The 22,841-nt window shown below is 37.5% G+C and carries 22 protein-coding genes and 2 pseudogenes; 8 read left to right on the top strand and 16 right to left on the bottom strand.

Annotation, left to right across the window (positions count from 1 at the left end):
• Positions 1-246: 246 nt before the first annotated feature.
• From BPMYX0001_RS34475 to BPMYX0001_RS03990, 9 genes are all read right to left on the bottom strand, one after another.
• Entirely contained in the window at positions 247-372 is a 126-nt protein-coding gene (locus BPMYX0001_RS34475; protein ID WP_257151099.1) for a hypothetical protein, read from the bottom strand.
• A gap of 136 nt (positions 373-508) precedes the next feature.
• Positions 509-1,741 (bottom strand): L-2-hydroxyglutarate oxidase, encoded by a 1,233-nt coding sequence (lhgO, locus tag BPMYX0001_RS04020; protein ID WP_006093701.1) that lies wholly within the window; start codon positions 1,739-1,741, stop codon positions 509-511.
• A 72-nt stretch (positions 1,742-1,813) separates the two neighbouring features.
• The gene (glaH, locus tag BPMYX0001_RS04015) at positions 1,814-2,752 is read right to left on the bottom strand and encodes a glutarate dioxygenase GlaH (RefSeq protein WP_033798674.1); all 939 of its coding nucleotides are present in this window, start codon (positions 2,750-2,752) and stop codon (positions 1,814-1,816) included.
• A 289-nt stretch (positions 2,753-3,041) separates the two neighbouring features.
• Entirely contained in the window at positions 3,042-3,299 is a 258-nt protein-coding gene (locus BPMYX0001_RS04010; RefSeq protein WP_006093699.1) for a hypothetical protein, read from the bottom strand.
• A gap of 101 nt (positions 3,300-3,400) precedes the next feature.
• Complete coding sequence (locus BPMYX0001_RS32940) at positions 3,401-3,550, bottom strand: hypothetical protein (protein ID WP_006093698.1); 150 nt, start codon at positions 3,548-3,550, stop codon at positions 3,401-3,403.
• A 130-nt stretch (positions 3,551-3,680) separates the two neighbouring features.
• Complete coding sequence (locus BPMYX0001_RS04005) at positions 3,681-4,034, bottom strand: DUF3870 domain-containing protein (RefSeq protein ID WP_006093697.1); 354 nt, start codon at positions 4,032-4,034, stop codon at positions 3,681-3,683.
• Positions 4,035-4,069: 35 nt separating this feature from the next.
• Positions 4,070-5,512 (bottom strand): aldehyde dehydrogenase family protein, encoded by a 1,443-nt coding sequence (locus BPMYX0001_RS04000; RefSeq protein ID WP_006093696.1) that lies wholly within the window; start codon positions 5,510-5,512, stop codon positions 4,070-4,072.
• 23 nt (positions 5,513-5,535) lie between these two features.
• Positions 5,536-6,864 (bottom strand): 4-aminobutyrate--2-oxoglutarate transaminase, encoded by a 1,329-nt coding sequence (gabT, locus tag BPMYX0001_RS03995; RefSeq protein ID WP_006093695.1) that lies wholly within the window; start codon positions 6,862-6,864, stop codon positions 5,536-5,538.
• A gap of 16 nt (positions 6,865-6,880) precedes the next feature.
• Positions 6,881-8,329 carry an amino acid permease gene (locus BPMYX0001_RS03990; RefSeq protein WP_033798673.1) on the bottom strand — a complete coding sequence of 483 codons (1,449 nt, stop codon included), beginning with the start codon at positions 8,327-8,329 and terminating at the stop codon, positions 6,881-6,883.
• Positions 8,330-8,717: 388 nt separating this feature from the next.
• On the opposite strand from BPMYX0001_RS03990, the gene BPMYX0001_RS30160 reads away from it, so the two are divergent.
• Together BPMYX0001_RS30160 and BPMYX0001_RS31980 are read left to right on the top strand one after the other, a co-directional pair.
• Positions 8,718-8,864 carry a YflJ family protein gene (locus BPMYX0001_RS30160; protein WP_006093693.1) on the top strand — a complete coding sequence of 49 codons (147 nt, stop codon included), beginning with the start codon at positions 8,718-8,720 and terminating at the stop codon, positions 8,862-8,864.
• A gap of 87 nt (positions 8,865-8,951) precedes the next feature.
• Positions 8,952-9,164 (top strand): annotated as a pseudogene (locus BPMYX0001_RS31980) (hypothetical protein); the annotation flags it as partial.
• Between the two features lie 160 nt (positions 9,165-9,324).
• On the opposite strand, the gene BPMYX0001_RS03985 reads toward BPMYX0001_RS31980, so the two are convergent.
• Positions 9,325-10,278: a TRM11 family SAM-dependent methyltransferase gene (locus BPMYX0001_RS03985; protein WP_029427461.1), complete on the bottom strand. Its 954-nt coding sequence runs from the start codon at positions 10,276-10,278 to the stop codon at positions 9,325-9,327.
• A 710-nt stretch (positions 10,279-10,988) separates the two neighbouring features.
• On the opposite strand from BPMYX0001_RS03985, the gene BPMYX0001_RS03975 reads away from it, so the two are divergent.
• Genes BPMYX0001_RS03975 through BPMYX0001_RS03965 form a run of 3 tightly spaced genes read left to right on the top strand, consistent with a single transcriptional unit; the run spans position 10,989 to position 14,744 of the window.
• The gene (locus BPMYX0001_RS03975; protein ID WP_033798671.1) at positions 10,989-12,536 is read left to right on the top strand and encodes a spore germination protein; all 1,548 of its coding nucleotides are present in this window, start codon (positions 10,989-10,991) and stop codon (positions 12,534-12,536) included.
• 4 nt (positions 12,537-12,540) lie between these two features.
• A complete protein-coding gene (locus tag BPMYX0001_RS03970) occupies positions 12,541-13,644 on the top strand; it encodes a GerAB/ArcD/ProY family transporter (protein ID WP_006093689.1) in 1,104 nt (367 codons plus the stop codon).
• Positions 13,641-14,744 carry a Ger(x)C family spore germination protein gene (locus BPMYX0001_RS03965; RefSeq protein WP_033798670.1) on the top strand — a complete coding sequence of 368 codons (1,104 nt, stop codon included), beginning with the start codon at positions 13,641-13,643 and terminating at the stop codon, positions 14,742-14,744. Before BPMYX0001_RS03970 ends, BPMYX0001_RS03965 begins: the two co-directional genes overlap by 4 nt.
• 264 nt (positions 14,745-15,008) lie before the next feature.
• Here BPMYX0001_RS03965 and BPMYX0001_RS03960 read toward each other — a convergent pair whose 3' ends face one another.
• Both BPMYX0001_RS03960 and BPMYX0001_RS34815 read right to left on the bottom strand, forming a co-directional pair.
• Positions 15,009-16,058 (bottom strand): M42 family metallopeptidase, encoded by a 1,050-nt coding sequence (locus BPMYX0001_RS03960; RefSeq protein ID WP_033798669.1) that lies wholly within the window; start codon positions 16,056-16,058, stop codon positions 15,009-15,011.
• Positions 16,059-16,150: 92 nt separating this feature from the next.
• Positions 16,151-16,204: pseudogene (locus BPMYX0001_RS34815) on the bottom strand (SEC-C metal-binding domain-containing protein); the annotation flags it as partial.
• Positions 16,205-16,789: 585 nt separating this feature from the next.
• Here BPMYX0001_RS34815 and BPMYX0001_RS03950 point away from each other — a divergent pair.
• Positions 16,790-16,987, top strand: a complete 198-nt coding sequence (locus BPMYX0001_RS03950; protein WP_033798668.1) for a hypothetical protein — start codon at positions 16,790-16,792, stop codon at positions 16,985-16,987.
• Positions 16,988-17,289: 302 nt separating this feature from the next.
• Here BPMYX0001_RS03950 and BPMYX0001_RS03945 read toward each other — a convergent pair whose 3' ends face one another.
• From BPMYX0001_RS03945 to BPMYX0001_RS03935, 3 genes are all read right to left on the bottom strand, one after another.
• Positions 17,290-17,616: a nucleoside triphosphate pyrophosphohydrolase gene (locus BPMYX0001_RS03945; protein ID WP_003195533.1), complete on the bottom strand. Its 327-nt coding sequence runs from the start codon at positions 17,614-17,616 to the stop codon at positions 17,290-17,292.
• A 56-nt stretch (positions 17,617-17,672) separates the two neighbouring features.
• The gene (locus tag BPMYX0001_RS03940) at positions 17,673-17,996 is read right to left on the bottom strand and encodes a hypothetical protein (RefSeq protein WP_033798667.1); all 324 of its coding nucleotides are present in this window, start codon (positions 17,994-17,996) and stop codon (positions 17,673-17,675) included.
• A 61-nt stretch (positions 17,997-18,057) separates the two neighbouring features.
• Positions 18,058-18,846 (bottom strand): enoyl-CoA hydratase, encoded by a 789-nt coding sequence (locus BPMYX0001_RS03935; RefSeq protein ID WP_006093684.1) that lies wholly within the window; start codon positions 18,844-18,846, stop codon positions 18,058-18,060.
• A 275-nt stretch (positions 18,847-19,121) separates the two neighbouring features.
• Here BPMYX0001_RS03935 and BPMYX0001_RS03930 point away from each other — a divergent pair, with 275 nt between their 5' ends.
• Positions 19,122-20,522, top strand: a complete 1,401-nt coding sequence (locus BPMYX0001_RS03930; RefSeq protein ID WP_033798666.1) for an O-antigen ligase family protein — start codon at positions 19,122-19,124, stop codon at positions 20,520-20,522.
• Positions 20,523-20,578: 56 nt separating this feature from the next.
• Here the strand turns inward: BPMYX0001_RS03930 and BPMYX0001_RS03925 are convergent, their stop codons facing one another.
• Positions 20,579-22,057: a SulP family inorganic anion transporter gene (locus tag BPMYX0001_RS03925; protein WP_006093682.1), complete on the bottom strand. Its 1,479-nt coding sequence runs from the start codon at positions 22,055-22,057 to the stop codon at positions 20,579-20,581.
• 345 nt (positions 22,058-22,402) lie between these two features.
• Here BPMYX0001_RS03925 and BPMYX0001_RS03915 point away from each other — a divergent pair.
• On the top strand, positions 22,403-22,841 hold a 439-nt coding region (locus tag BPMYX0001_RS03915), incomplete at its 3' end, for a hypothetical protein (RefSeq protein WP_033798665.1).

Raw genomic sequence — 22,841 nt, 5'->3', positions numbered from 1 at the left:
AAATGATCTGCACATCAATCCATTCTTGATATACAGATCATTTGTATGATGTTTTTACATATAATTGCAATTGCGGAATAATGAACTTACATTACTGCTTTTAAAAGCTCTCCTACTAATGGGATGATTCCACCTACAAATTTTAAAACTGCCATTGCGATTGCCATTTTATTTCCTCCTCTTATTTTGTATAGTAAGATGTTGTAAATCTTTATACTCTTATTATAGTAAGCGCTTACATATATATCAATACATTTTAATATGCAATATTACATAAGCTGTTTGGCTGCCCTCACCATTTAAATAACTTTTTATAACTTGTATCTTTAATTCATCTGAATAAGTTTGAAATTTATCCCCTTTTTTAACCATAATAAAATCCCCTCCAAGTAAAAGTGTAACATCCATGTTTATTCATGGTCTTTTTACACTGTCTACCTTAAGGGGATAATATCACCCTCACCTCAAACAAAAAAAGAGACCACCCCAAAAGGCAGCCTCCCCCTATCTAAGCCTTCACTCGAAACATCCCATCCGTACTCACCCGATCCACAACCACATCCGGCACCTTCCCCACAATCTCCTCCCCAATTTTCAAGCTAGCTGTTGCCGCCGGAGACGGGGCATTACAAATATGCATAGAGTTTATACCCGGGATAATACAGAAGTCATCTACCATATTCCCATTAGATAGAATCGCCTGCGCCCTTACACCAGCGTGGGTCGGAACGATATCTTTCTCTGTGAGCTCTGGTATTAAGCGCTGCAAGCTTTTGAGAAAGGATTGTTTACTGAAAGAACGAATCATTTCCTTCATGCCTTCTTTCATGTTCGGCATTGCCATTTTCCAAAAGCCGGCGTATGTCATTGTTTCCATGAAGTCTTTTATGTTAAAGTCTTTTTTTGTGTAGCCTTCACGCTTGAAACTTAGTACTGCATTTGGCCCTGCATGTACGTCCCCATTTATCATTCTTGTAAAGTGAACACCTAAGAATGGGAAGTCTGGGTTTGGAACAGGATAAATTAAATGTTTCACGAGATGACGCTTTTCTGGAACGAGTTCGTAATATTCGCCTCGGAACGGGACGATTTTCATGTCTGTTAGTATGCCTGTTTTTTTGGCGATTCGGTCGCTATGTAGTCCAGCGCAATTAATGAGAAATTTTGTTTCGAATGTGCCTTTGTTTGTTTCGATTGTAACGAAATCTTTGTGTTCAAAAATTTGTTCTGCTTTTGTGCCTAAATGCACTTCTCCCCCATTTTCCTCTATGAACCGTGCAAATGTATGACTGACTCCTTTATAATCGGCGATGCCGCAGGAAGGAACGCGAATAGCTCCTAATCCTTTTACGTGAGGCTCGATTTCCGCTAATTCTCCTTTGTCGATTTTCGAAATATGTAACCCATTTTGCAGGCCTCTTTCATACAGGTTATGTAAAAGAGGAAGTTCTTCTTGTTCTGTTGCGACAATCACCTTTCCGCACATGTCATAGGCAATGCCATTTTCTTTGCAGAACTCCACCATCGCTGCGTTTCCTTCTTTCGCAAATTTCGCTTTATAGCTGCCTGGTTTATAATAAATACCGGAATGAATGACACCGCTATTATGTCCTGTTTGATGATGCGCAAGTTCGTCCTCTTTTTCGATGACTGCGATTTTGGCATGAGGAAATTTTTTCGTTAAGGCCATTCCAGTTGAAAGACCGACAATTCCTCCGCCGATAATTAGAAAATCATACATTTAACTTCCCCCTTATGTCTGTATCCCCTATATTAGGAAAGGCAGGCCTTGTTGAAAGGCCCGCCAAATCTATTATTTAGAAAAACAACCGCGCTGGCGCATGAGCTCTCGATATAAATCTTTGTTTTTCTCAAAAGGAGCGCGCCCATGCATCCAAAAGAGATTGTTTAATAGAACGAGATCTCCAACTGGTAATTTTAATGCGTGCGTTGCTGGAGAGTTCTCCACAGAGTGTGATAATTCCTTCAAATATGTTGCCTGTTCAATATTATCTGGATAAGCGAATTGATCAATAAAGCAAATACACGGTGCGTTGTTTACATCAAAAAATGTTTCACGGTATACGATTTCTTGTGCGTTTTTACTTGGAGGTGCTTTGTACGTAACTTTTACCGATGCGAGTGGATGCTTGCGAAATTTATCAAGCTCTTCCCAATCATCTAAATGAAGTAAACGTGATTCGCCCCCTACCGCATTCTTTTCCTCAAATTTCATCATAAGGAGCCAATCTGTCGGTTCGTCAACAAATGTCCCGTCTGTATGAAGCGTGAATAATCGATATGCTTGGCGAAGGTAAGAATCACTGCCATCTGTATCTTTCACATTAAATCTCGCGTAGTACGTTCCTGTCATTGCATCAAAGTTAGGTGTACCAATTAAATGTGTTAATGCCGTTGCAAATTTCACATAGTCTCCTGCATCTATCGTTTCGCCTTGTACACCAATTGTAAACCCGCCTGTTTCCCGGTCGTGAATAATACCGCGAACATTTTCCATAAACGATTCACCAAAGAATTTTTTCATTTGATCAGCGAGGATAAAGCGAGAATACGGAATATATTGTAAGGATTGCTCCGAATGTTCTTTTACCTCTGCGAAAAATTGCTGAAGCAATTGCTGATCTAACACAATATGATACAAACGTCTATGTTCTGGATGAGGAACAATTTCATACCCCTCATATTTCTTTGCAAACTTCATCTTCACTTCTTGCTCTGTAATCACTGACATGTTATTTCCTCCTTTAGTTTAAATAAAACGAAAAAGCCAGTCATACGCATCTACAATACAAATCGTAGAAAACGTACAACTGGCTTTAAATTACGAGTGTTCTTTAATCTCTTAAAGTACAGTAATAATAGACAGTTTTTTTATGAAAATATGTGCAAAACAGAAAATGAAGATCGGATATAGAGAAGGCTAACTTCTCATATGGATCTTATCACTTTATAATTAAATGATAATTCAAAATATTCACACTGTCAATATGTTTTTATTATTTATTTCCATGCAGTTAGAGTTAGCCATAATACTTAATTTCAGCATTTTCTTTTTTTGCTCGAATCGTAATTCTTCCAGTGAATTGTGGTGGATTTTCATAATTTTTTTCAACTTCATCGAACATAGCTTTTAACATGGATTCTAATTCGCCTAATGTAGTATCTTTTGATAAACCGTTTACTCTTGCAATTTCAATACTTTTAAAAGCGTCATCAACATTTAATACTTTTTCTTCACCGAATCCTTTCACTTCGAATTCTACTTTCATTTTCTCCATATCATTCCCTCCTTCTAAAAACTGCTCTTTAGTAGAAGAGCAATCCTACTTTTATTGTATATGAAGCGGCAAGAGCTGACACTATATTTATCTATTATAATTTACGAATTCCAAAGAACTTTCTTATCCTTTGACATGTACTTTTCATTTTCCTTCTTCCGCCCACATACTTTACACATATTACAAGTTTTCACTGCATCATTTTTCGCGCACCCTCTTTTTTGTTTTACATCTTCGTTTGATTTTGACATATTCTTTCCTCCTCATTAGATAAAAATAAAAAAGCCAGTTATATTTCGCTCATCAAATAAGCTGAAATATAACTGGCTCTTGTTTATGAATGCTCTTTAGAAAGTAAAGCGTAATAAACTAGGCAGTTTGTTATAGATTTGTTTCTTCATATTCTTCTTGTGGCTTTTCGCCGTTTACATAGCTTATATATTGGCGATACAAATCTTTTACCGCACTAATAATCGCATTTTGTGCTTTTCCTTGATAGTGATACGAGATTTCTTGCGTGATCTCTTCAATGCCATCTTGTAAACTATGCCCTCTTAATATTTGAGCAATAAAGTCTCTCCCATGTTCAGTAGCAAGGGTACATGACGCTTCAATAATAACGTGATATTTATGATCTGCCTCTATTGTAATTGTTAATGTTTCATAGACACTCCGTACAGCCATCCCTTTCGGAAGTCTTGAGTGTCCTGCCATGAAAAAAGTACCTTTACGCATGTTCATCCCCCATTATTATGTGTTTATTCTATAACTCATACTTGATCGATATATACCGTTTTGACTCTTGTATAAAATTCTGCAGCTGTTTTTCCTTGTTCACGCGGTCCTGCACTCGAATTTTTCATACCACCAAACGGAACTTGCGGCTCTGCTCCTGCCGTTTCTGAGTTGACATGGACCATCCCAACCTCCATATCATCAATAAACTGCTGGGCTAGGCTGAGATTATTTGTACAAACAGATGCACTCAGTCCGTATTCTGTATCGTTCGCTACATGAATCGCTTCTTGATAATTGTTCACCTTAAACAAACAGATAACAGGACCGAAGATTTCTTCTTTCGCAATTCGTGCATCTTGCGGTACGTCTTCAAAAATAGTCGGCAGGACATAATATCCTCGTTTTAACTCATCTTCTTCTGGTGCGCTACCTCCGCAAAGTAAAGAAGCTTCTTTCTTTCCTACTTCAATCATCGCTAAAACAGATTGCTGTTGATTTTCAGATACACATGGACCCATAAATGTATCCTGTTTTAATGGATTTCCAACTTTTAGAGCCTTTGTACGTAACAGGAGCTCATTTCGAAATTCCTCATAAATGTCATCTTCAATAATCACTCTGCTTGTCGCTGTGCATTTTTGTCCTGTTGACATGAATGCACCTCTTATCGCAATATCGACTGCCTTCTGGGTATCAGCATCCTTTAATACGACTAATGGGTTTTTTCCTCCCATTTCTAATTGCACCTTTTTCCCGCTTGCAATCGCCGTTTGCTGAATGGTTTTTCCGACGCTATTCGAACCAGTAAAGGATATCGCTTTTATATCAGGATTTTCTGTTAATTCTGCTCCAACGACTGAACCTTTCCCAAATACACAATTGATAACCCCAGCAGGAATTCCCGCCTCGTGAAAAGCATTCACAAGATGATACACGGATTTTGGTGTAATTTCAGCAGGCTTTATCACAACTGTATTCCCATAAATAAGCGCTGGCGCCATTTTCCATGCTGGAATCGCAATTGGGAAATTCCATGGTGTAATGAGTCCGACTGGTCCAACTGCGACGCGCTTACTATAGAGCATTGTTTTCGGATTTGCAGAAGGGATCATTTCTCCTACCGGCTGATTTGCTTCCCCCGCATAGTATTCCAAAATACTGATTGCCCGCTTCGTCTCGCCGATTCCTTCAGCAAGCGTCTTTCCTTCTTCACTCGTTAAATCTTGACCGATTTCCGTCACTCGTTCTTTTAAAATCGCTGCTGCTTTCCATAAATAACTTGCACGCTCATGAAATGATAACCCTTGCCAACTTTGAAACGCTTCTTTCGCGGATGCGATGGCTGCCCCAGTATCATCTGCTGAACTTAGTGGAAATTCTCCCAACACGTCTCCGTTATGCGGATTATAATTTTTCGAATATTGATTCGCAGATGGCTCTTTCCACAGGCCGTTTATATAATTTAAAAACCTCATTTCTCTGCCTCCATCATCGTTTCCTATTTTGATAGTTTCGCAATTGCCGTTTCAAGAATATGAAGACCTTCCTCCAGCTGTTCATCTGTGATAACAAGCGGCGGTAAGAAACGAAGGACATTTCCATAAATTCCAGCGCTTATTGTGATTACACCTTTGTTGTGTGTTTCTTGCATAATCGCTTTTACTTCTTCTGTTGCTGGCTCTTTCGTATTTCGGTCCTTTACAAGCTCGATCGCCGTCATAGCTCCAAGGCCTCTCACATCTCCAATTAATTCGTATTTCTCCTTCCAGCTATGGAATACTTCCATCATACGGCTACCGATTACCTCGGCACGTTTTACTAACTGCTCTTCTTCTATTACATCTAAAACAGCGAGTGCAGCTGCGCAAGCAACCGGGCTTCCCGAAAAAGTGCCACCAAGTTGTCCTGGTCCAGGTGCATCCATCAATTCCGCTCTTCCTGTCACTGCGCTAAGCGGCATCCCTGCAGCAATGGATTTTGAAAATGTCATTAAATCAGGAGCTACTCCAAAATGATCCATTGCGAACAAACTTCCAGTACGAGCAAAGCCCGTTTGAATTTCATCAGCAATCATGATAATTCCATATTTATCACAAAGGTTTCTTACTCCTTGTATAAACGTTGCACTTGGAACAATAAATCCCCCTTCACCTTGAAGTGGTTCCAAAATAATGGCAGCGATATTATCACTCGCCACTTCCTCTAACATAAAGCGTTCGAAATACGCTAAAATTTGCCCATCTACTTCTTCTTTCGTCATGCCGTCTTCCGCGCGGTAATAATACGGATAAGGCAGCTTGTATACATCTGATGCAAATGGACCAAATCCATGCTTATAAGGTTTTACCTTACTCGTAAGAGACATTGTCAGAAGTGTCCGCCCATGATATGCACGCTCAAATGAGACGATGGCACTGCGCCCAGTCGCTTTCCTAGCGATTTTCACAGCGTTCTCTACCGCTTCAGCCCCGCTATTTGCAAACATTGTTTTTTTCTTAAAATCTCCTGGCGTTAATTTATTCAATCTCTCAGCCAACTCAATATAGCTTTCATACGGCGCTACATGAAAACAACTATGAATAGAAGATTCCACTTGGCTTTGAATGGCTTGTACTACTTTCGGATGACAATGCCCGACATTTTGCATACCAATCCCGCCTGCAAAATCTATTAATTCGTTACCATCTACATCCGTAATGATTGCCCCTTTTGCCGACCCGACATATAACTGCGTAATATTATAAGGACCCCCAGGCACCGCATTGTTTCTTCTCTCATGTAGACTATTTGATTTTGACGTTACAATATTTTGTTTTTCTTTTAGCATGGAACATACCCCTTTCTTACTCCTTCTCTAAACTAACTTTCGAATCTTGTATAATCGTAAAATCTTCTTTTATTGGCACTCGCTTATTTCTATCTCTTAGGAGATAGATTGCGATTACTACGGCAGTTGCTAACATCGTCATATAAAATTGCATACGCATATCCGCTATAAACGCTTGTGCAACAAATATCGTAATGATCATCGCAAGCGTTGCATATGTGAGATAAGGGAATAACCACATTTTCACCTTTAGTTTCCCTGGGTCTTCTCTTTCAGCTTTTCTTCTCAACCTGATATGAGAAACGGCAACGAACATATACATCAGCATCGTAACACCGCCTGAGCTATTCGCTAAAAAAGCAAATAGTTTATCAGGAGATATAAACTTTAGCATGGCGCAAATGAATGCGAAGATGATACTTGCATATATCGCCCAAACTGGTGTCCCTCTACTGTTTAACTTTGAAAAAATAAAAGGAGCGTCTCCCTTTTTCGCAAGTGAAAATAACATACGAGAACTCGTGTATATTCCGGAATTCATAACCGAAAGGAGCGACAGAAATACAACCCCATTCATGATTTCCGCAGCCGCAGGGATTCCTGCCATCTGAAATAAACTTGCATAAGGCAATTTCAATAATTCTGCATTGTTCCACGGCATAAAAATGACCAAAATCGATACAGACCCTACAAAGAAAATCATAAGACGCCATACAACACTGTTAATCGCTCTTATTACATTCTTCTCTGGATTATCAGACTCTCCGGCCGCAATCGCCGCTACTTCACTCCCCGATAAAGAGAAAGAAATAAACACAACGCTAAGTAATACTGGCATAATTCCTTTTGGAAAAAAGCCCCCGTTTTCAGAGATCATTGAAAGATCCGGTCTATCTACATTAGGCACAAGTCCAAAAATCATAGAAACTCCTAAAACTAAAAATGCTAGAATCGCTACAACTTTAATAAACGCTAACCAATATTCAAACTCCCCATATAACTTCACTGAATAAACATTTGTCATTGTCATCATGATAATCACGAACAAACTCGCTATCCATGTTGGTATAGAAGGAAACCAATTATTGATCATCACTCCTAACAATACCGCTTCGATCGCGATAATGATGAGCCAATTGAACCAGTATAACCAACCGATTGTGTACCCTGCCCAAGGTCCAATTGCCTTATGTGCATATGTTGAGAATGAACCACTATCAGGGTTTACCGCAGCCATCTCCCCGAGCATCCGCATCACAAGTACAACCATTAAAGCACCAATGATATAGGACAAAATGGCAGCTGGACCGGTTGATTGAATAATTGTCCCACTTCCTACAAATAATCCGCCCCCGATTACCCCACCAATTGAAATCATCGTGATATGTCTGGTTTTTAAGTCTTTTTGCAATTCTTGTTTTTCTTTCGCCAAAAAGATCACCAACCTATAAGTATTTATTTTCATAAACCCTTCGAGCTAGCATATATAAGATTGAAATATCACTATTATTGATAACGCTTTCTTAAAATCCTCCTATAAATAGGAACAATAAAAAGAGCCAGAAAAACAATGTACAAAGTTACATTGGATTTTACTGTCTCTATCCTTATGGCTCGTCTTCCTGCTAAGGAAGTTCAAGTGGAAAGAAGCCAATCATCCTCGATTAAATTGAACGAAATCATATCCGGGCATGCAGAGAGGCTAATCACTGTCATCCGATGATAAACTAATAATAATACAAATAGACTGAATATTCAACATTTATTTTAAATTCAGTTATATAGTATTAAAAACGAAATTTATCAATTCTAAAACATATACTGTTTAAAAGCAAAAAAAGGAAGTGATCTCCATGTATTTTGGAACAAAAGGATGGTACGTAGCTGAACTGAAAAAATTAGGAGTTCGTTATTTTGAAGGACGGAAGTTAGAGAGCTATCGTGGGCATGTTTTACGCAATTTATTAGCTGCAAAGCAAGAAGAACTCAAAGAAAAGTAACCTATTATGATTCATCGATAAAACGATATCGACTGTTCTTTCGAATATATCGGCGATTTTTCAAATATATCGACCGTTTCTCACCATATTCGGAATGCGTTTGTCCCGTTTGGCAACAATCAAGCAGAGCGTGACTTGCGAATGGCCAAGGTAAAGGCAAATATCTCTGGTACCTTTCGAAACGAACAGGATGGCGTTGTATTTTGTCGCATTCGCAGTGTAGTTTCTACAATTAAAAAAACAGAAACAATCCGTACAAGGCAACAAAAGAAGGCATGCCTCCTTTTGTTGCCTTCCTAGTAAACTATCTAACACTAGGCTAAGCAGTTACTACAAAGCTTAACAAGTAAATACCCTTAATCCTAGAATAGAAGATTAAACAATTCCTTTGAGTGATAAAGAAAAAAGTGATTGGCATATATACCAATCACTTTCCTTTTTTCATTACAAAAGACTTCCCCTATTCACAAACAAGAATTTCCCTAGAAAATGTCCCTTTTTTAGCTATACAGCGGTCTGTAATTTCAAATCCAGCTTCTTTAATCATGTGATCCATTGTCTCAATGGTTACAACAATTACTTTTTTCGCAAAACGACGCGCATGTGTAAGAATTGAGAATTGATCTTCTGGTGTCGCATGTGTAAATAAATTGTACGGCATATCGATAATTGCTACATCGTAATTAGTTGTGACATCCGCAATCGGCCCTACCGTTACGTCTCCTTCAAATCCAAAATGCGCAATATTCTCTCTAGATCCAATTACAACAAGAGGATTTATATCCCGGCCCACGATGTCAATTCCCATGGACAGTGCCTCTACCAGTACCGTTCCTATACCACAACACGGGTCAATCGCTTTGACTCCATCAGGATTTGGCACAGCGATATTCGCAACAGCTCTCGCAACACGTGTGCTAAGTGACGTAGAATAGCTGCGTGGTTTTTTCACGTGATGATACCAAACAGCTTCACTTTCAATATATTCTCCAAAATACCAACGACCACCAAGAGGAACAATTCCAAATACACGCTCTGGATGATGCACGTCCGCTTCCCCTTCAATCTGCATGCCGATTTCTCTCTCAATTACACGCCTCTGTCCGTATTCTATCTTGTTTGCTTCATTGAGATCGTTAATTTTAACAAAAATAACTTTAAATGTAGCTCCTGCCAAATCAATTTGTTCTACTTGTTCTAAAATATTTGCCAAGTCGTCTCCTTCATACATCACTTCGATTCGTTCTTTCATAAACGGACTTCGGCTCGGCTCAATTTTAACATTACTTTTCAAAATGTTAACATGAGACTCAACTCCAAAAAGAGAGCGCATCTCCATATAACATAAAGATCGTTCATCCTCGCGGAATGCATACGTATATATAAATGCCGGTGTTGTGCTGTGATTATTCAATCTGTTCGCATCCTTTATCATTTTAAATTGTTCTTCCCTATCATTCTCAGTAGCACCATATAACATGAAATATATGAAAAAGGAAGGAATAAGCCGAGGCAAGTTTGTCTCTTTTTATTAGTCCTTTTCATCGGATTCTTTACTTATTAAAGAACATTTTATTTCTAGGAATTAGCTCGTATTCCTAACTCCTTACACTCGCTCACATACTCTTTTAATGAAATTAAATGATATCATATGATTCAAACAAAGTGAAACTTTAATCACACTCACCTATCCTCTTTGCTTTTGCTGAATTTCGAAGCGGGAGTCTTACTGCCCGCGAATAGCGGAATAAAAAAAGTGATTGGTATACAACTACCAATCACTCCTTCAGAAAAGCATTCCTCTTCTATTCTTCTATTAAATCCGATAACACGTAAGCAAGCACAAGCGCCTCTGTATGCACAATTAGACAAACTAGAAAATGCTACACACGTCATGTGCGGGACAGGTGGCAGTATGGTTCCTAAAGAAATTATAGAAGATTATTATAAAAAGTATTTCTTTCTACTAGTCATACAGAAGGAAATGCTTTTTTATTTTAGAAATTTGGTTAATGGCCATCTATAGTAATAATTCTGGCGTTGCCTCTCTAGTTATTAGGATATTTTTTCTTAATATATACATACTAAACATACTATAGAAGGCACGTAGAAAGTGAGGGAGTCATGGCTAAATTTCTGAAACGGTTAAAATATAGAGGTAATCCTAAGTCATTTTCAATACAAGACAATACTCATTTTCGGAAAAAAAATATAGAGGACTCCCTCTTAGACGCTGATTTATCAAAAAACATAGCTGATATTCAGAATATATTTCGTCAAGCACCTGATTTAGTGATTCGTCGGTTTCAAATGAAAGTAGATGGATTAGAAGCAGCTTTAGTGTATTTGTCTGGATTAACAGATAAACAATTGATTCAAAATCACGTTCTAAATCCTTTGATGAATAGTGTTTTTGATACGAATACGGAACTTCCAATTACATTAGGACATATTAAAATTATTAATACGTGGAGTCAGATTGAAGATGCTATTTTCCGAGGAGATAGTGTTTTATTAATCTACGGCCGAACAACAGCGCATCAATTGGATACAAAAGGATGGCCACAAAGAAATATCGAAGATGCTCATAACGAAATAGCTCTAAAAGGTGCGCATCAAGCATTTGTGGAAACTGGAAGCCAAAATATCGCAATGATTCGAAGATATATTCCTCATCGCGAATTAATGATAAAAGAAATAATAATTGGTATACGAAGCAACACGAGGATTTCTATTTTATATTTGAAAGATGTAGCTTCTGAAGATGTGCTGAAGGAATTAGAAACACGGATTCAAAATATTACGGTCGACGCTGTTGCTAGTACTGGTGAACTTATCGAATTCATTGAAGATAACCCGTACTCACCGTTTCCACAATTTATGTTAACTGAAAGACCCGATGTGGCTGTATCTCATATTCTTCAGGGAAGATTTGTGGTTGTTGTGGATCATTCCCCAAGTGTATTAATTGCTCCAACAAATTTTATCTCCTTTTTTCAAGGAATTGATGATTACGGGACACGTTGGTTAGTTGCCTCGTCTATTCGTATACTTCGTTTCGTCGCTTTTATGATTGCTCTATTTTTACCTGCGAGTTATGTTGCGTTTATTTCCTTTAATTTTGAAGTCATTCCTGTAGAGCTTTATTTATCTATTGCGGAATCAAGAACGCGCGTACCATTTTCTCCAGTTATGGAAGCACTGCTTATGGAAATGACATTGGAAATGATGAGGGAAGGGGCTTTGCGGCTGCCTACTCCGATCGGTCAGACGATTGGAATTGTAGGCGGAATTATTATTGGACAAGCGGCTGTTCAGGCAGGAATTGTAAGCAACATTATGATTATTGTTGTTGCTATTACAGCCATCGCTTCTTTTATTATCCCTAATTATGATATGGGGGCGGCAGTCAGACTTTTACGCTTTCCGATGATGCTATCAGCTGCCTTATTTGGAATTGTCGGACTTGTTATCGGATGGATGACATTAATTGCGCATCTTATCAGTCTTGAATCGCTAGGAACTCCTTATGGAACTCCGTTAGCACCGTTTCGCTTTGCAGATATGAAGGATGCTTTTGTACGCTTTCCTCTATGGGCCATGAGAAGTCGTTCTAAAGGTACGGGAGCCATTCAATCTATTCGACAAGGAAAGAACCATAATAAAAGGTGAAACTATGAAAAAATATGCCTATAATGACATTACTCTTCTGCAGTATATTTTTTTAATTAATGGAATGCAGGTAGGAACTGGAGTTTTATCTCTCCCACGATTGCTTGCAGAAAAAGCTGGAACAGATGGATGGATAGCTATACTTATCGGCTGGGTATTCTCCACAATATCAGGTGTTTTCATCGTGAAAACAGCTGCAAGATATCCCGAGGATACGCTTTACGACATTCTTATACGATTATTTGGAAAAATAGTAGGGAAAGCACTCGTTGTTATTTACATGATATATTTTGCCTTTTATTCCGGTACTATTCTTGTGAACGCTATGCTTTATCTTAAGGGATGGCTTCTTCCGAAAACGCCTGACTATATCATTATCTTTTTGTTTTCGATTCCTACCTTTCTTGTTGTACGCAACGGCCTTCGTATTATAGGGCGGTACTGTGAACTTAATTTTTATATGATGCTTTGGATTCCGCTGTTTTTTTTGATACCGCTAAAAGAGGGCGGGAGTTGGCTGCCTTTCTTTCCGCTCTTAAAAGAAGGGTGGAAACCGGTATTAACGGCTGTACCGACCACTATTTTTGCTTATTTAGGGTTTGATATTGCGTTCTTTTTATATCCCTTTTTACAAAAAAAACAGTATGCAGTCCATGGAATCGTTATTGCAAACACTTTAACGATGTTATTTTATTTATTTGCTACTATTGTTTGCTTTGCCTATTTTAGCCCTGATAGCATTACACAATTTAACCAGCCGGTACTAAATTTACTTAAAGTAATTGAATTTCGTTTTTTAGAACGTTTTGACATGATTTTATTAGCTGTTTACTTAACCGTTGTTTCCACAGCCTGGATTCCTTGCATATACTGCGCTGTATTTTGTTCTAGCCAATTACTTGGGAAACAAGATCACACCTCTCATGTTCTTGTTCTATTATTACTCATTATCGGCTTCATATTTTGGACTCATCCTAGTTGGAATCAAGCCGAAACTTGGCAACAGGTAGTATCGAATGCTGGATTAGGATTAACTTATATATCACCTATCATTTTATGGATGTATAGCTGGGTATATGAGAAGTCTCGCCAGGGGGGGATACATTGAAAAGAAAGGTGCTATGTTGTATTTTGTTATCAGTGTTCATGATGACTGGATGCTTTGATCAAACAAATGTTGAAGATGTTTCCCTTACTCTTGTCCTTGGTATCGATTTAGATCGTAATAATAATTTATTGGTGTACATGTCAAGTCCTGTTTTTAATAAAGAAGCAAAGGTAAAAGAAGAAACTACTGGTGTGAAATCTGTTACGACTCGAAATTCTAGAGACAAATTTGACGCTACGGTTATGGCGCTTACCTCGGGAAGTAAAACACAGGTTATTTTAGTTGGAAAACGGCTAATGAAACGAAAAAACTGGGAAAATTACCTCGACCCATTTTACCGAGACCCCAAAAACACAGTTACCACACGAGTTGTTGCTGTAGATGGACCTGTTTCGGACGTCATCTTTTATCACCCAAAAGATAAACCGCGGCTTCCTTTATATTTAACAAAACTAGTTGATACCGCCTATTTAAGAAATATCGCAGTAAAAACAACTCTTCAAAAATTACATGAACAAGTAGCAGACAAAGGGATAACAGCAAGTATTACTGAGATGAAAAAAAAGAATAGAATATGGGTGACAGGTACGGCTTTGTTGGATGAAAAAGGAAGGTATAAATTAGCGCTAAAATCCGATGAAAACAAACTATTACGCATTTTGCAGCAAGAAACGAAAGGTGAGTTTCCATTTACAATTGCACTTAAACTAAAGTCAGATAGCCAGGATAAAGATTGGATAAGCTTTAGTGCCCAAAATATTAAAGTAAAGACAAAGGTAAAGTATGATAATCATTTTATATTTAATATAGATGTAAAGATGAGAATCAGTATTACAGAACGGCTTTTTTCGTTCAATACAAGAAAGGACGCAGCAAAATTACAAAAAGCTATTGAAACTAAGCTGGAAGCTGATTTCAAGCAATTAATAAAGAAAATACAAGCTGCCAAAATCGACCCTATTGGGCTTGGGGTATATGCAAGAACTTACACATATCCAGAATGGAAAAAAGTCCAAAATAAATGGAATAAGGCATTAGCAAAGGGCGATGTAAACGTCAAGGTAAATGTAGAAATTGGTGGGATGGGAACGATTAAGTAACATGAGTTCAACTGAGATTCATACTAAAATTACAAGCTCCTTCAGTTTTAGGAAAGTTAATTTCTTTAATAGCTGTTTTTTCATAAAAAAATCTTCACATGTAGTATGTAAGGAGATTACAGATTTTGCGATACGAGAAAGCACCTGTACGAGTTTACTCCGCCTTTGGTAGCAAGAATTTCACTGGCTTTAGCCGTGGGAGTGTCAATCCGACAACATTCGCCATACAAAAGAGGTTACCCAGTGCCAGGTAACCTCTTTTCGCTATTCTCCAATCAACTCTGACATCACATAAGCAAACACAAGCGCCTCCGTATGTACAATCGAACTCTCATGTGTACGCTCAAATGCATGAGAAGAATCAATTCCTGCTCCAATTAGCGCGTGTTTCACATCAAATCCTGCGCGGATTGCTGCGGATGCATCTGATCCGTAGTATGGGTAAATATCTACTTTATATTCAATGTTGTTTGCTTTCGCAAGTTCCACTAAATGTTTACGTAAACCGTAGTGGTATGGACCGCTAGAGTCTTTCGCACAGATGGATACTGTGTATTCATCTGATGCTTGACCATCCCCTAATGCTCCCATGTCGACAGCTAAGTATTCTACTGTTTCTTCTGGGATGTTGGAATTACCACCATACCCGATTTCTTCATTATTAGAGATTAAAAAATGTGTTGTGTATGGCAATGTAATGTTTTCATCTTGTAATCTTTTAATTAATTTTAGTAGAATTGCCACGCTTACTTTGTCGTCTAGGTGACGTGATTTTATGTAGCCGCTCTCTGTAATTTGGACACGTGGGTCGAATGAGACAAAGTCCCCTACTTCGATTCCTAGTTCACGAACTTCATCTGCTGAAGATACGCGCTCATCGATACGAACTTCAATATTTTTTTCATCACGTTTTGCTTCACCTGCGTCTTTGTATACATGGACAGATGTTTGGTGCATTAAAATTGTACCCGTATATGTTTTTCCGCTCGCTGTTTCGATTTCGCAATATTCTCCTTCAACAGAGTTCCAGCGAAACCCGCCAATCATCGATAAGCGAAGGCGACCGTCAGATTTAATTTCTTTTACCATTGCACCTAAAGTATCAACGTGAGCAGTTAGTAAACGATGCTGATCATCGTTTTTCCCTTTTAACGTCAAAATAAGCGCACCTTTATTGTTACGCTTCGTTTCTACATTCCACTCTTTTACGTAGTTTTCAATAAAGTTAATGATTTTGCCTGTATTTCCAGATGGACTTGGAATAGAAACAAGCTGTTTAATTAATTCCATTGTTTCTTTTGCATGATGTGCCAATGTTGGTCCCTCCACTTCATTTTTCTAATATTCAGTATACAGTAATCATTAGAAAACCACCACTTATAGATGGCGTTTCTCCTATATAGCCTTTATTTTAAACAACATTTTTTATATTTCTTTCCACTTCCGCATATACATGGATCCTCTCTCCCACAAAAAAAAGAAAGGGTTTATATCGATTTTTCACTATATATATTGATTTCCCAATATCTCAGTCACTGCTATGAAAACAAAAAGAGACCTCCTCTCATTCTCTCCCTTTGTTTTAAACCCGGCATGGGGCAGAAAAAGGCACTGACCGCCTCTACGCATGGACGGACTCTCTCCACCCTAAAATAAGAAAAAATAATAAAATTGTTTTAATATACATAAATTGATGTAATTACCAATTAAGTTTACCTTTCTTCTTATATATAATGTATAGTTATTATATACAAGAGACGTTTTTGAAGAGGATTCAGGAGAATAACAGTAGATGTTTTTCAGAAGCCCCTCGTTATTTACTTATATAGGGAGGGAATTCAATCATTCTTTATTAAAAACAATGCTCCCCCAAAAATGGCTCTGTTAAGAGCAAAAACTTTTGGTGCAATCCCACACCTCTCATTCAGATACAAAATTAAAGGCCTTTAAATTTAGATAGGCGATTTACATATAATTTAAATATTTTAATTTTATAATAAATCCTATATAATAGTTAAAATCCACAGAAAATAGGAGGTCATTTTATGAATAAAAAGTTTGAAATATTAATGAAAGTTACGCCTTTCCTAAGTGTACTTTTTATCTTAATTGGCTTAATTATGGGAGTATTAGGTGCATTGGACCATAATGTAAAAACATTGACTGCATCACTATTTCTAATAGTACAATCCGTACTTGGAATAACATATGCTATGTCGTTTAAAAAAATATGGGGAAAATAAGTCTCATTTTAACATGATAATTTACTTGCGTTTTCTTATGCGAATTAGCTTGCTAGAATGCCAAAAATACTTATATATCAACAAGCTAAATGGGTTACGAAATCATTTGCGATTTCGTAACCCATTTAGCTTATTGTTTGTTGTTTTGTACGCCAAAAGAGAACGTTTTACTCTCATTCTCTCCCTTTGTTTCAAACACAGCATGGGACAGAAAAAAGCCGAGTCCGCTTCTACGCATGGACGGATCCTCTCTCCCACCCAAAAACAGAAAGGTTTTATATCTCTATATAATTCACAGTTAACTACTCCTCCGAAACATCCAGCAAGTAAATCCCTCTTTGGAACCCACCGCGTTCTTCTTCTTTTTGCTTACGAAGACGCTCAATATCTTCAAATGTTGCGCCTTCTGCACGCGCTAGTGAGATGATGACTTCTAGTGCATCAGCCAGTGAATCTAATGCGTGTTCACGTTCTTTCATTGAGGCGAATTCACGAATTTCCTCTGTTCCGATTTTCGCTAATGCTTGTATGTATGCTTGACCAGTTAATTTTTTTGAAGTATATGTTTTTCCAGACATTAAAATCTTTTCTGGAACGAGATCTCTAACTAGTTTATTATAAGTTGACATAGTTCTACCTCCACCAAAATATCATACTTATACTATAGCATATCTTCTTTCCATATTTAGTAGCATCCTAGCTCTGCTTTATAGAAAAACCATTTCTTTTTCACACACGCACTCATCATATCAATCCCCGTTCCATGAGCTTGTACTTGAGGAAAGAAGTAATGATCTGGTTCGTTATTTTCTGTTCCATACAATGTTTGACAAGCTGCAGGAAGTGCTTCTTTCTCTATATTTCTTTCTTTCGTAATTTCTCCCCCTGTAGCAACCTTAGGATGGCCCTCAAAAAATAACGCCGTGCGAACAGCAAGCGTTGGTGTGCTATGTAGAGCAAAATAGATTAGCATAAATAAACCGATAATAACTATAACTTTTCTTTTCATCTTTTCCCTCATTACTTAAAAAAGTGCTAACACTTAGGATGTGTTAACACTTTTTCTTTTTTTATTCCCCTTTAAACGCAGGCGGACGTTTTTCTAAAAATGCAGTAATTCCTTCTTTATGGTCAGCTGTTCTTCTCATTTCGTATTGTCCGCGCTTTTCAAGCTGAAGCGTTTGTTCTAAGCTTGAGCGATTGACTTCGCATAAAATTTGTTTCGTTTGAATCATGGATTTAATTGGTTTTTGAAGCCATTCATTTATTTTTTGTTTTACAGCACCTTGGAAGTTTTCTCCGATAACTTCGTCAATTAATCCAAGCTCTAACGCTTCTGTTGCTGGTAACTTTTTACCTTCCCAAATGATTTGTTTTGCCATATTTTCACCGAGACGTTTTTGTAAGAAGAAATGCCCCCCGCCGTCTGGTATTAAAGCGATTCCAATAAAATTCATCGCAATGATAGATGAAACGTCTGCCAATACATAATCAGCTGTTAACGCAATACTTAAACCAAGCCCCGCAGTTGGGCCATGAATTGCACTGATCACAAGTTTTGGCATTGTATATAACGTTACAACAATTTCTGAAATGGTATTCATGATACTTTCAAATTTGCTTTCATCATTACTAGAAAGCATAGATTTAATGTCTCCACCCGCAGAAAAACCACGTCCATTCCCGCATAATACGACAATATGAACGGAACTTTCAGCTACTTCTTTCAGCTTTGCTAACAATTCTTTGAGCGTAGGTTCATCTAATGCATTTAATACTTCTGGGCGATTCATCATAATCGTTGCTACTCGTCCTTCATATTTCACAACTACAGACTCGGCTTTACTTTTTACTTCCATTATATATCCCTCTTTCTTCCTTAAAGATTATACTTATATAATTAAAGAAAAGAGGTGTAAAATCCTTCTTTTTTCGTAATTTTCTGTCTAATACACTCGAAAATTTACATATTCCCTATTATGAATGAAAGAAAATAACCTCTTTTCAAGAGATTTGCCACATATCCTCGTCTATTTACCATTATAATAAAATGGTGTATTCTTATGTTGATGTATCAAATGGACATAGAAATTCGTTCATCCAATCATGCGAAAATGAAGAAATGGAGGAAAACATGGTTAACAAGTTGAAACAAACGAATAACTACTTCCCACATTTCCTGTTACTATTCATCGTGTTGCAACCAATTTTAGATTTATTAACATCTTTCTCTATCTACACATTACACATGAGTGCGACAGTCGGAATTGTAGTAAGATTTGCCTTTATGACTCTCGCTTTAGGATATCTACTTTTCAATTGGAAACAACCTGGTAATAAGAAATATATTTTCTATCTAGTCTTACTTGGTATCGTACTTGCTGCTGGACTTGTAAACAATATGATCGTCAAGCACCCCGTTTCTTTTGGCGAGGAAATTAAATTCATTTTGAAAAGTACATATCCAATCGTTTTATTGTTTGGATATATTCTTGTATTTAAAGAACTAAAAGATAAACAGCATGCTTCTGATAAACTCATTACATATTTCTTATATGCATCGTTAATTGTAAGTATGGTTATGATTGTATCTATAGCATCCGGAACAGATTTCTCAAGTTATTCATACGAAAAAACCGGCTCTAGAGGATGGTTCTTCGCGGGAAATGAATTGAGTTCTATTTTAGCAATCACGTTCCCAATGGTTGTACTCTACTCTGTACAGAAAACAACTTCTTTTTCTAAAGTATACTACTGGATTCCAACAATTTTAGCGATGTATGCCAGTATTATGGTCGGAACAAAAGTGGGATATGGAGCAATTATCCTTACACTAGGCGTTGCACTTCTCTTTTCTATTATTGAATATATGATGCAACGTAAAAAAGTAGGTAAAGGAATTACACATCTTGTTAATACCTTTGTTGCTCTTGTTGTACTAGGTGGTTTATTGGCAGTCACACCACTTACTCCTATTGCAAAAAATATGGGCATTCATTTACAAATATATGAAGATAAAAAATTAGCAAGCGAAGAACAAGCAAGAAAAGAAGGGAAAGTAATTACAGAGGATCCTGAAGAAGCAAAAAGACGTGCAGAAGGAAAATTAACAAGTGGAGAAATGAATAGTTTAATTTATAGTGACCGTGATAAATTCTTACAAGTGTATAAACAATACTATAAAGAAGCCCCTATATCACAAAAGTTATTCGGTATGGGATACGCAGGAAACTATAAAGATAAAGATGCAGTTAAACTAATTGAAATGGACTTTCATGATTTATTCTTTTCATTTGGAATCATTGGTTTTCTGCTTTATCTGTTACCATTTGTTTATTTTGGCATTCGATTATTCATTCGCGTCATTACAAATTTCAAATCCATTATAACTGTAAGATATATGCTCCTTGCCAGTGTGCTAGTATTAGCACTAGGTATTGCCTTTACGGCTGGACATGTATTAACCGCACCAGCTGTTAGTATTTTCTTTGTCGTAATATTAGCCTATGTCATTGTTGATTTAAAAGCAGATTAAGAAAACGCTACAAGCAGCATCCAATTATGTGGATGCTGCTTTTCATCATTTCAACTCTACTTTTCGTTCACCATTTGTAACTTTTTTCTTTGTTCATCATTTGCCAAACTTAGCAGCGTCTGTTCAACATGCGGCTGTAAATGCTCAAGCGTTACACTTGCACCCATTTTCTCCGTATGATCCACAAAGTTTAATAGCGCCATCGCTCCTGAAGTATCCATATAATGCACATCATTCAAACGTAATGTCAAATGAGATTTGACTTCTTGCAAAGAAGAGAAAATACGGTCAACAGATAGAAAGGAAAGCGGCCCCCGAATCATATACAATGCATCTTCCCCTTCTTCTTTTACAATAGAAGCTTTTCGTTCTTTACATTGCACTATATATAAAATGAAGGAAAGCACTATGCCAAACGCAACCGCAATCATTAAATCAAATTTCACTGTAATCACCATTGTTAAAAGCATAACGACAGTATCAGCTTTTGGGGCTACATGCATCTTTTTCATGCTATCCCAATCAAACATTCCGATACCTGTTAAAATTAAAATACCCGATAGTACTGCAAGTGGAATATATTGTACAACCGCACCAAGTCCAATAATGAAAATAAATAAAATGATGCTATGCATACAAGCTGACAATGCTGTTTTCCCGCCACTTCTTATATTCACAATCGATCTTACAGTTGCTCCTGCTCCTGCTAATCCGCCAAACAATCCACTCATGATATTCCCTAACCCTTGGCCAATCAATTCTTTATTACTTTTATGGCGCGTACCTGTTACGTTATCCATCACAACAGATGTTAATAAAGAGTCAATTGATCCTAATAATGCGATACTAAGTGCTGGAAAAATAAGTTCAAGCACTACTGATCCACTAAAAGATGGTACATGAAGAGAAGGTATTGCTTCTGGAATTGCTCCAATTTTTTCAATCATCTTGTTTAGAGGAATCGTTCCCACAAAAGGTAATTGAATCGTAAGTCCTTGTAATACATGAGAAAATAATGGCAATGTTGCCGTAACTCCAACTAACGCAATTAGACTCGCCGGAATCGCTTTAATCCACTTCCCTGCAACAAGCATAACGAGAATTGTTAACAGAACAAGTAAAAAGCTATTCTTTACATGCTTCATTTCACCTAAAATAATGATAAGTGCAATTCCATTCATAAACCCTGAAACAACGGAATATGGAATATAACGTATATAAGCTCCAAGCTTACATACACCAAATAAAATTTGAAACAACCCGGCCATCATAAATGCGATAAAACTTGCTTCGAGTCCATGAGTTGCGATAACTCCTGTCGCAATCACCGTAATTGGACCTGTAGGACCTGTTACTTGCCCTGCTGTGCCACCAAACAGCGCTGCAAATAATCCCGCAAAAATCGCACCATACAATCCGACTAACGCCCCTTCAGATGTCCCCGTTGCGGCAATCCCAAACGCAATTGCGAGCGGCAGTGCAACAATCGCCACGGTAAAACCCGCTAAACATTCTTTTGCTATTTTTTGAACCATAAAAAAATCACCTCTACATAAAATGAAACTTTAATCAGTGAGGGGTCTTCAGTCCCACTGATTATTATCTCTTACCAATCGGGCTTTTACTGACAGTTCTTCTCTCACTAACTTCCTTGCTTTCGCTAAATTTTGAGGTAGAAGTGTTACATGCAGGATAATGTCCACGTTCCATTGTAACGTGAGAAAGGCGCGTTCGTCAGCGCCTTTTAGAAGAAACTCTTTACAGTATCGTGAAGTAACCGTCTTCATTTTTCACATTCCCTTCTCGCTAACGCTTTAGAAAAAAATCCCCCTATGCTATAATGAACGGATTAAATCTTTTACTATATATTTGGAGGCAATATGCTAACTTTTGAAGAAAAATTATCGATTATCGAATCTTTCCCGCAATTAGAAAGAAAGAACGTGTCATTAAAACGTGTAAACTTTCACTTTGAAGAAAGTCGCTTAGACAAAAAGAACGTTGTTTATCATTTACATCCAAATGGAAATGGCTTTGTATACGCTAGCGGCATTAACGGTTATAAAACAGACGATAAAGGCATGGTTAACATCCGTGAATTTTCAGCAGACGAACTACGCTCATTAATTCAAAAATCAATTGAACTTCTATCCCAAGAACCCGAAGAAGTAGTCGCACAGGCTGCACCTACTAAAGAAGAAGAATGGCATAATGAAGACGGCCATATTCTTACTCTTATCCAAGAAGACGATATGTGGAATGTGTACGCAGGTAGTAACTTAGACGGAACATTCAATTCTTATCCAGAAGCTGCAGAAT

Source organism: Bacillus pseudomycoides DSM 12442 (assembly GCF_000161455.1).
Classification (GTDB): Bacteria; Bacillota; Bacilli; order Bacillales; family Bacillaceae_G; genus Bacillus_A; species Bacillus_A pseudomycoides.
Note: the sequence above shows the minus strand (reverse complement) of the source record. Positions and strands in the feature narration are given on the sequence as shown.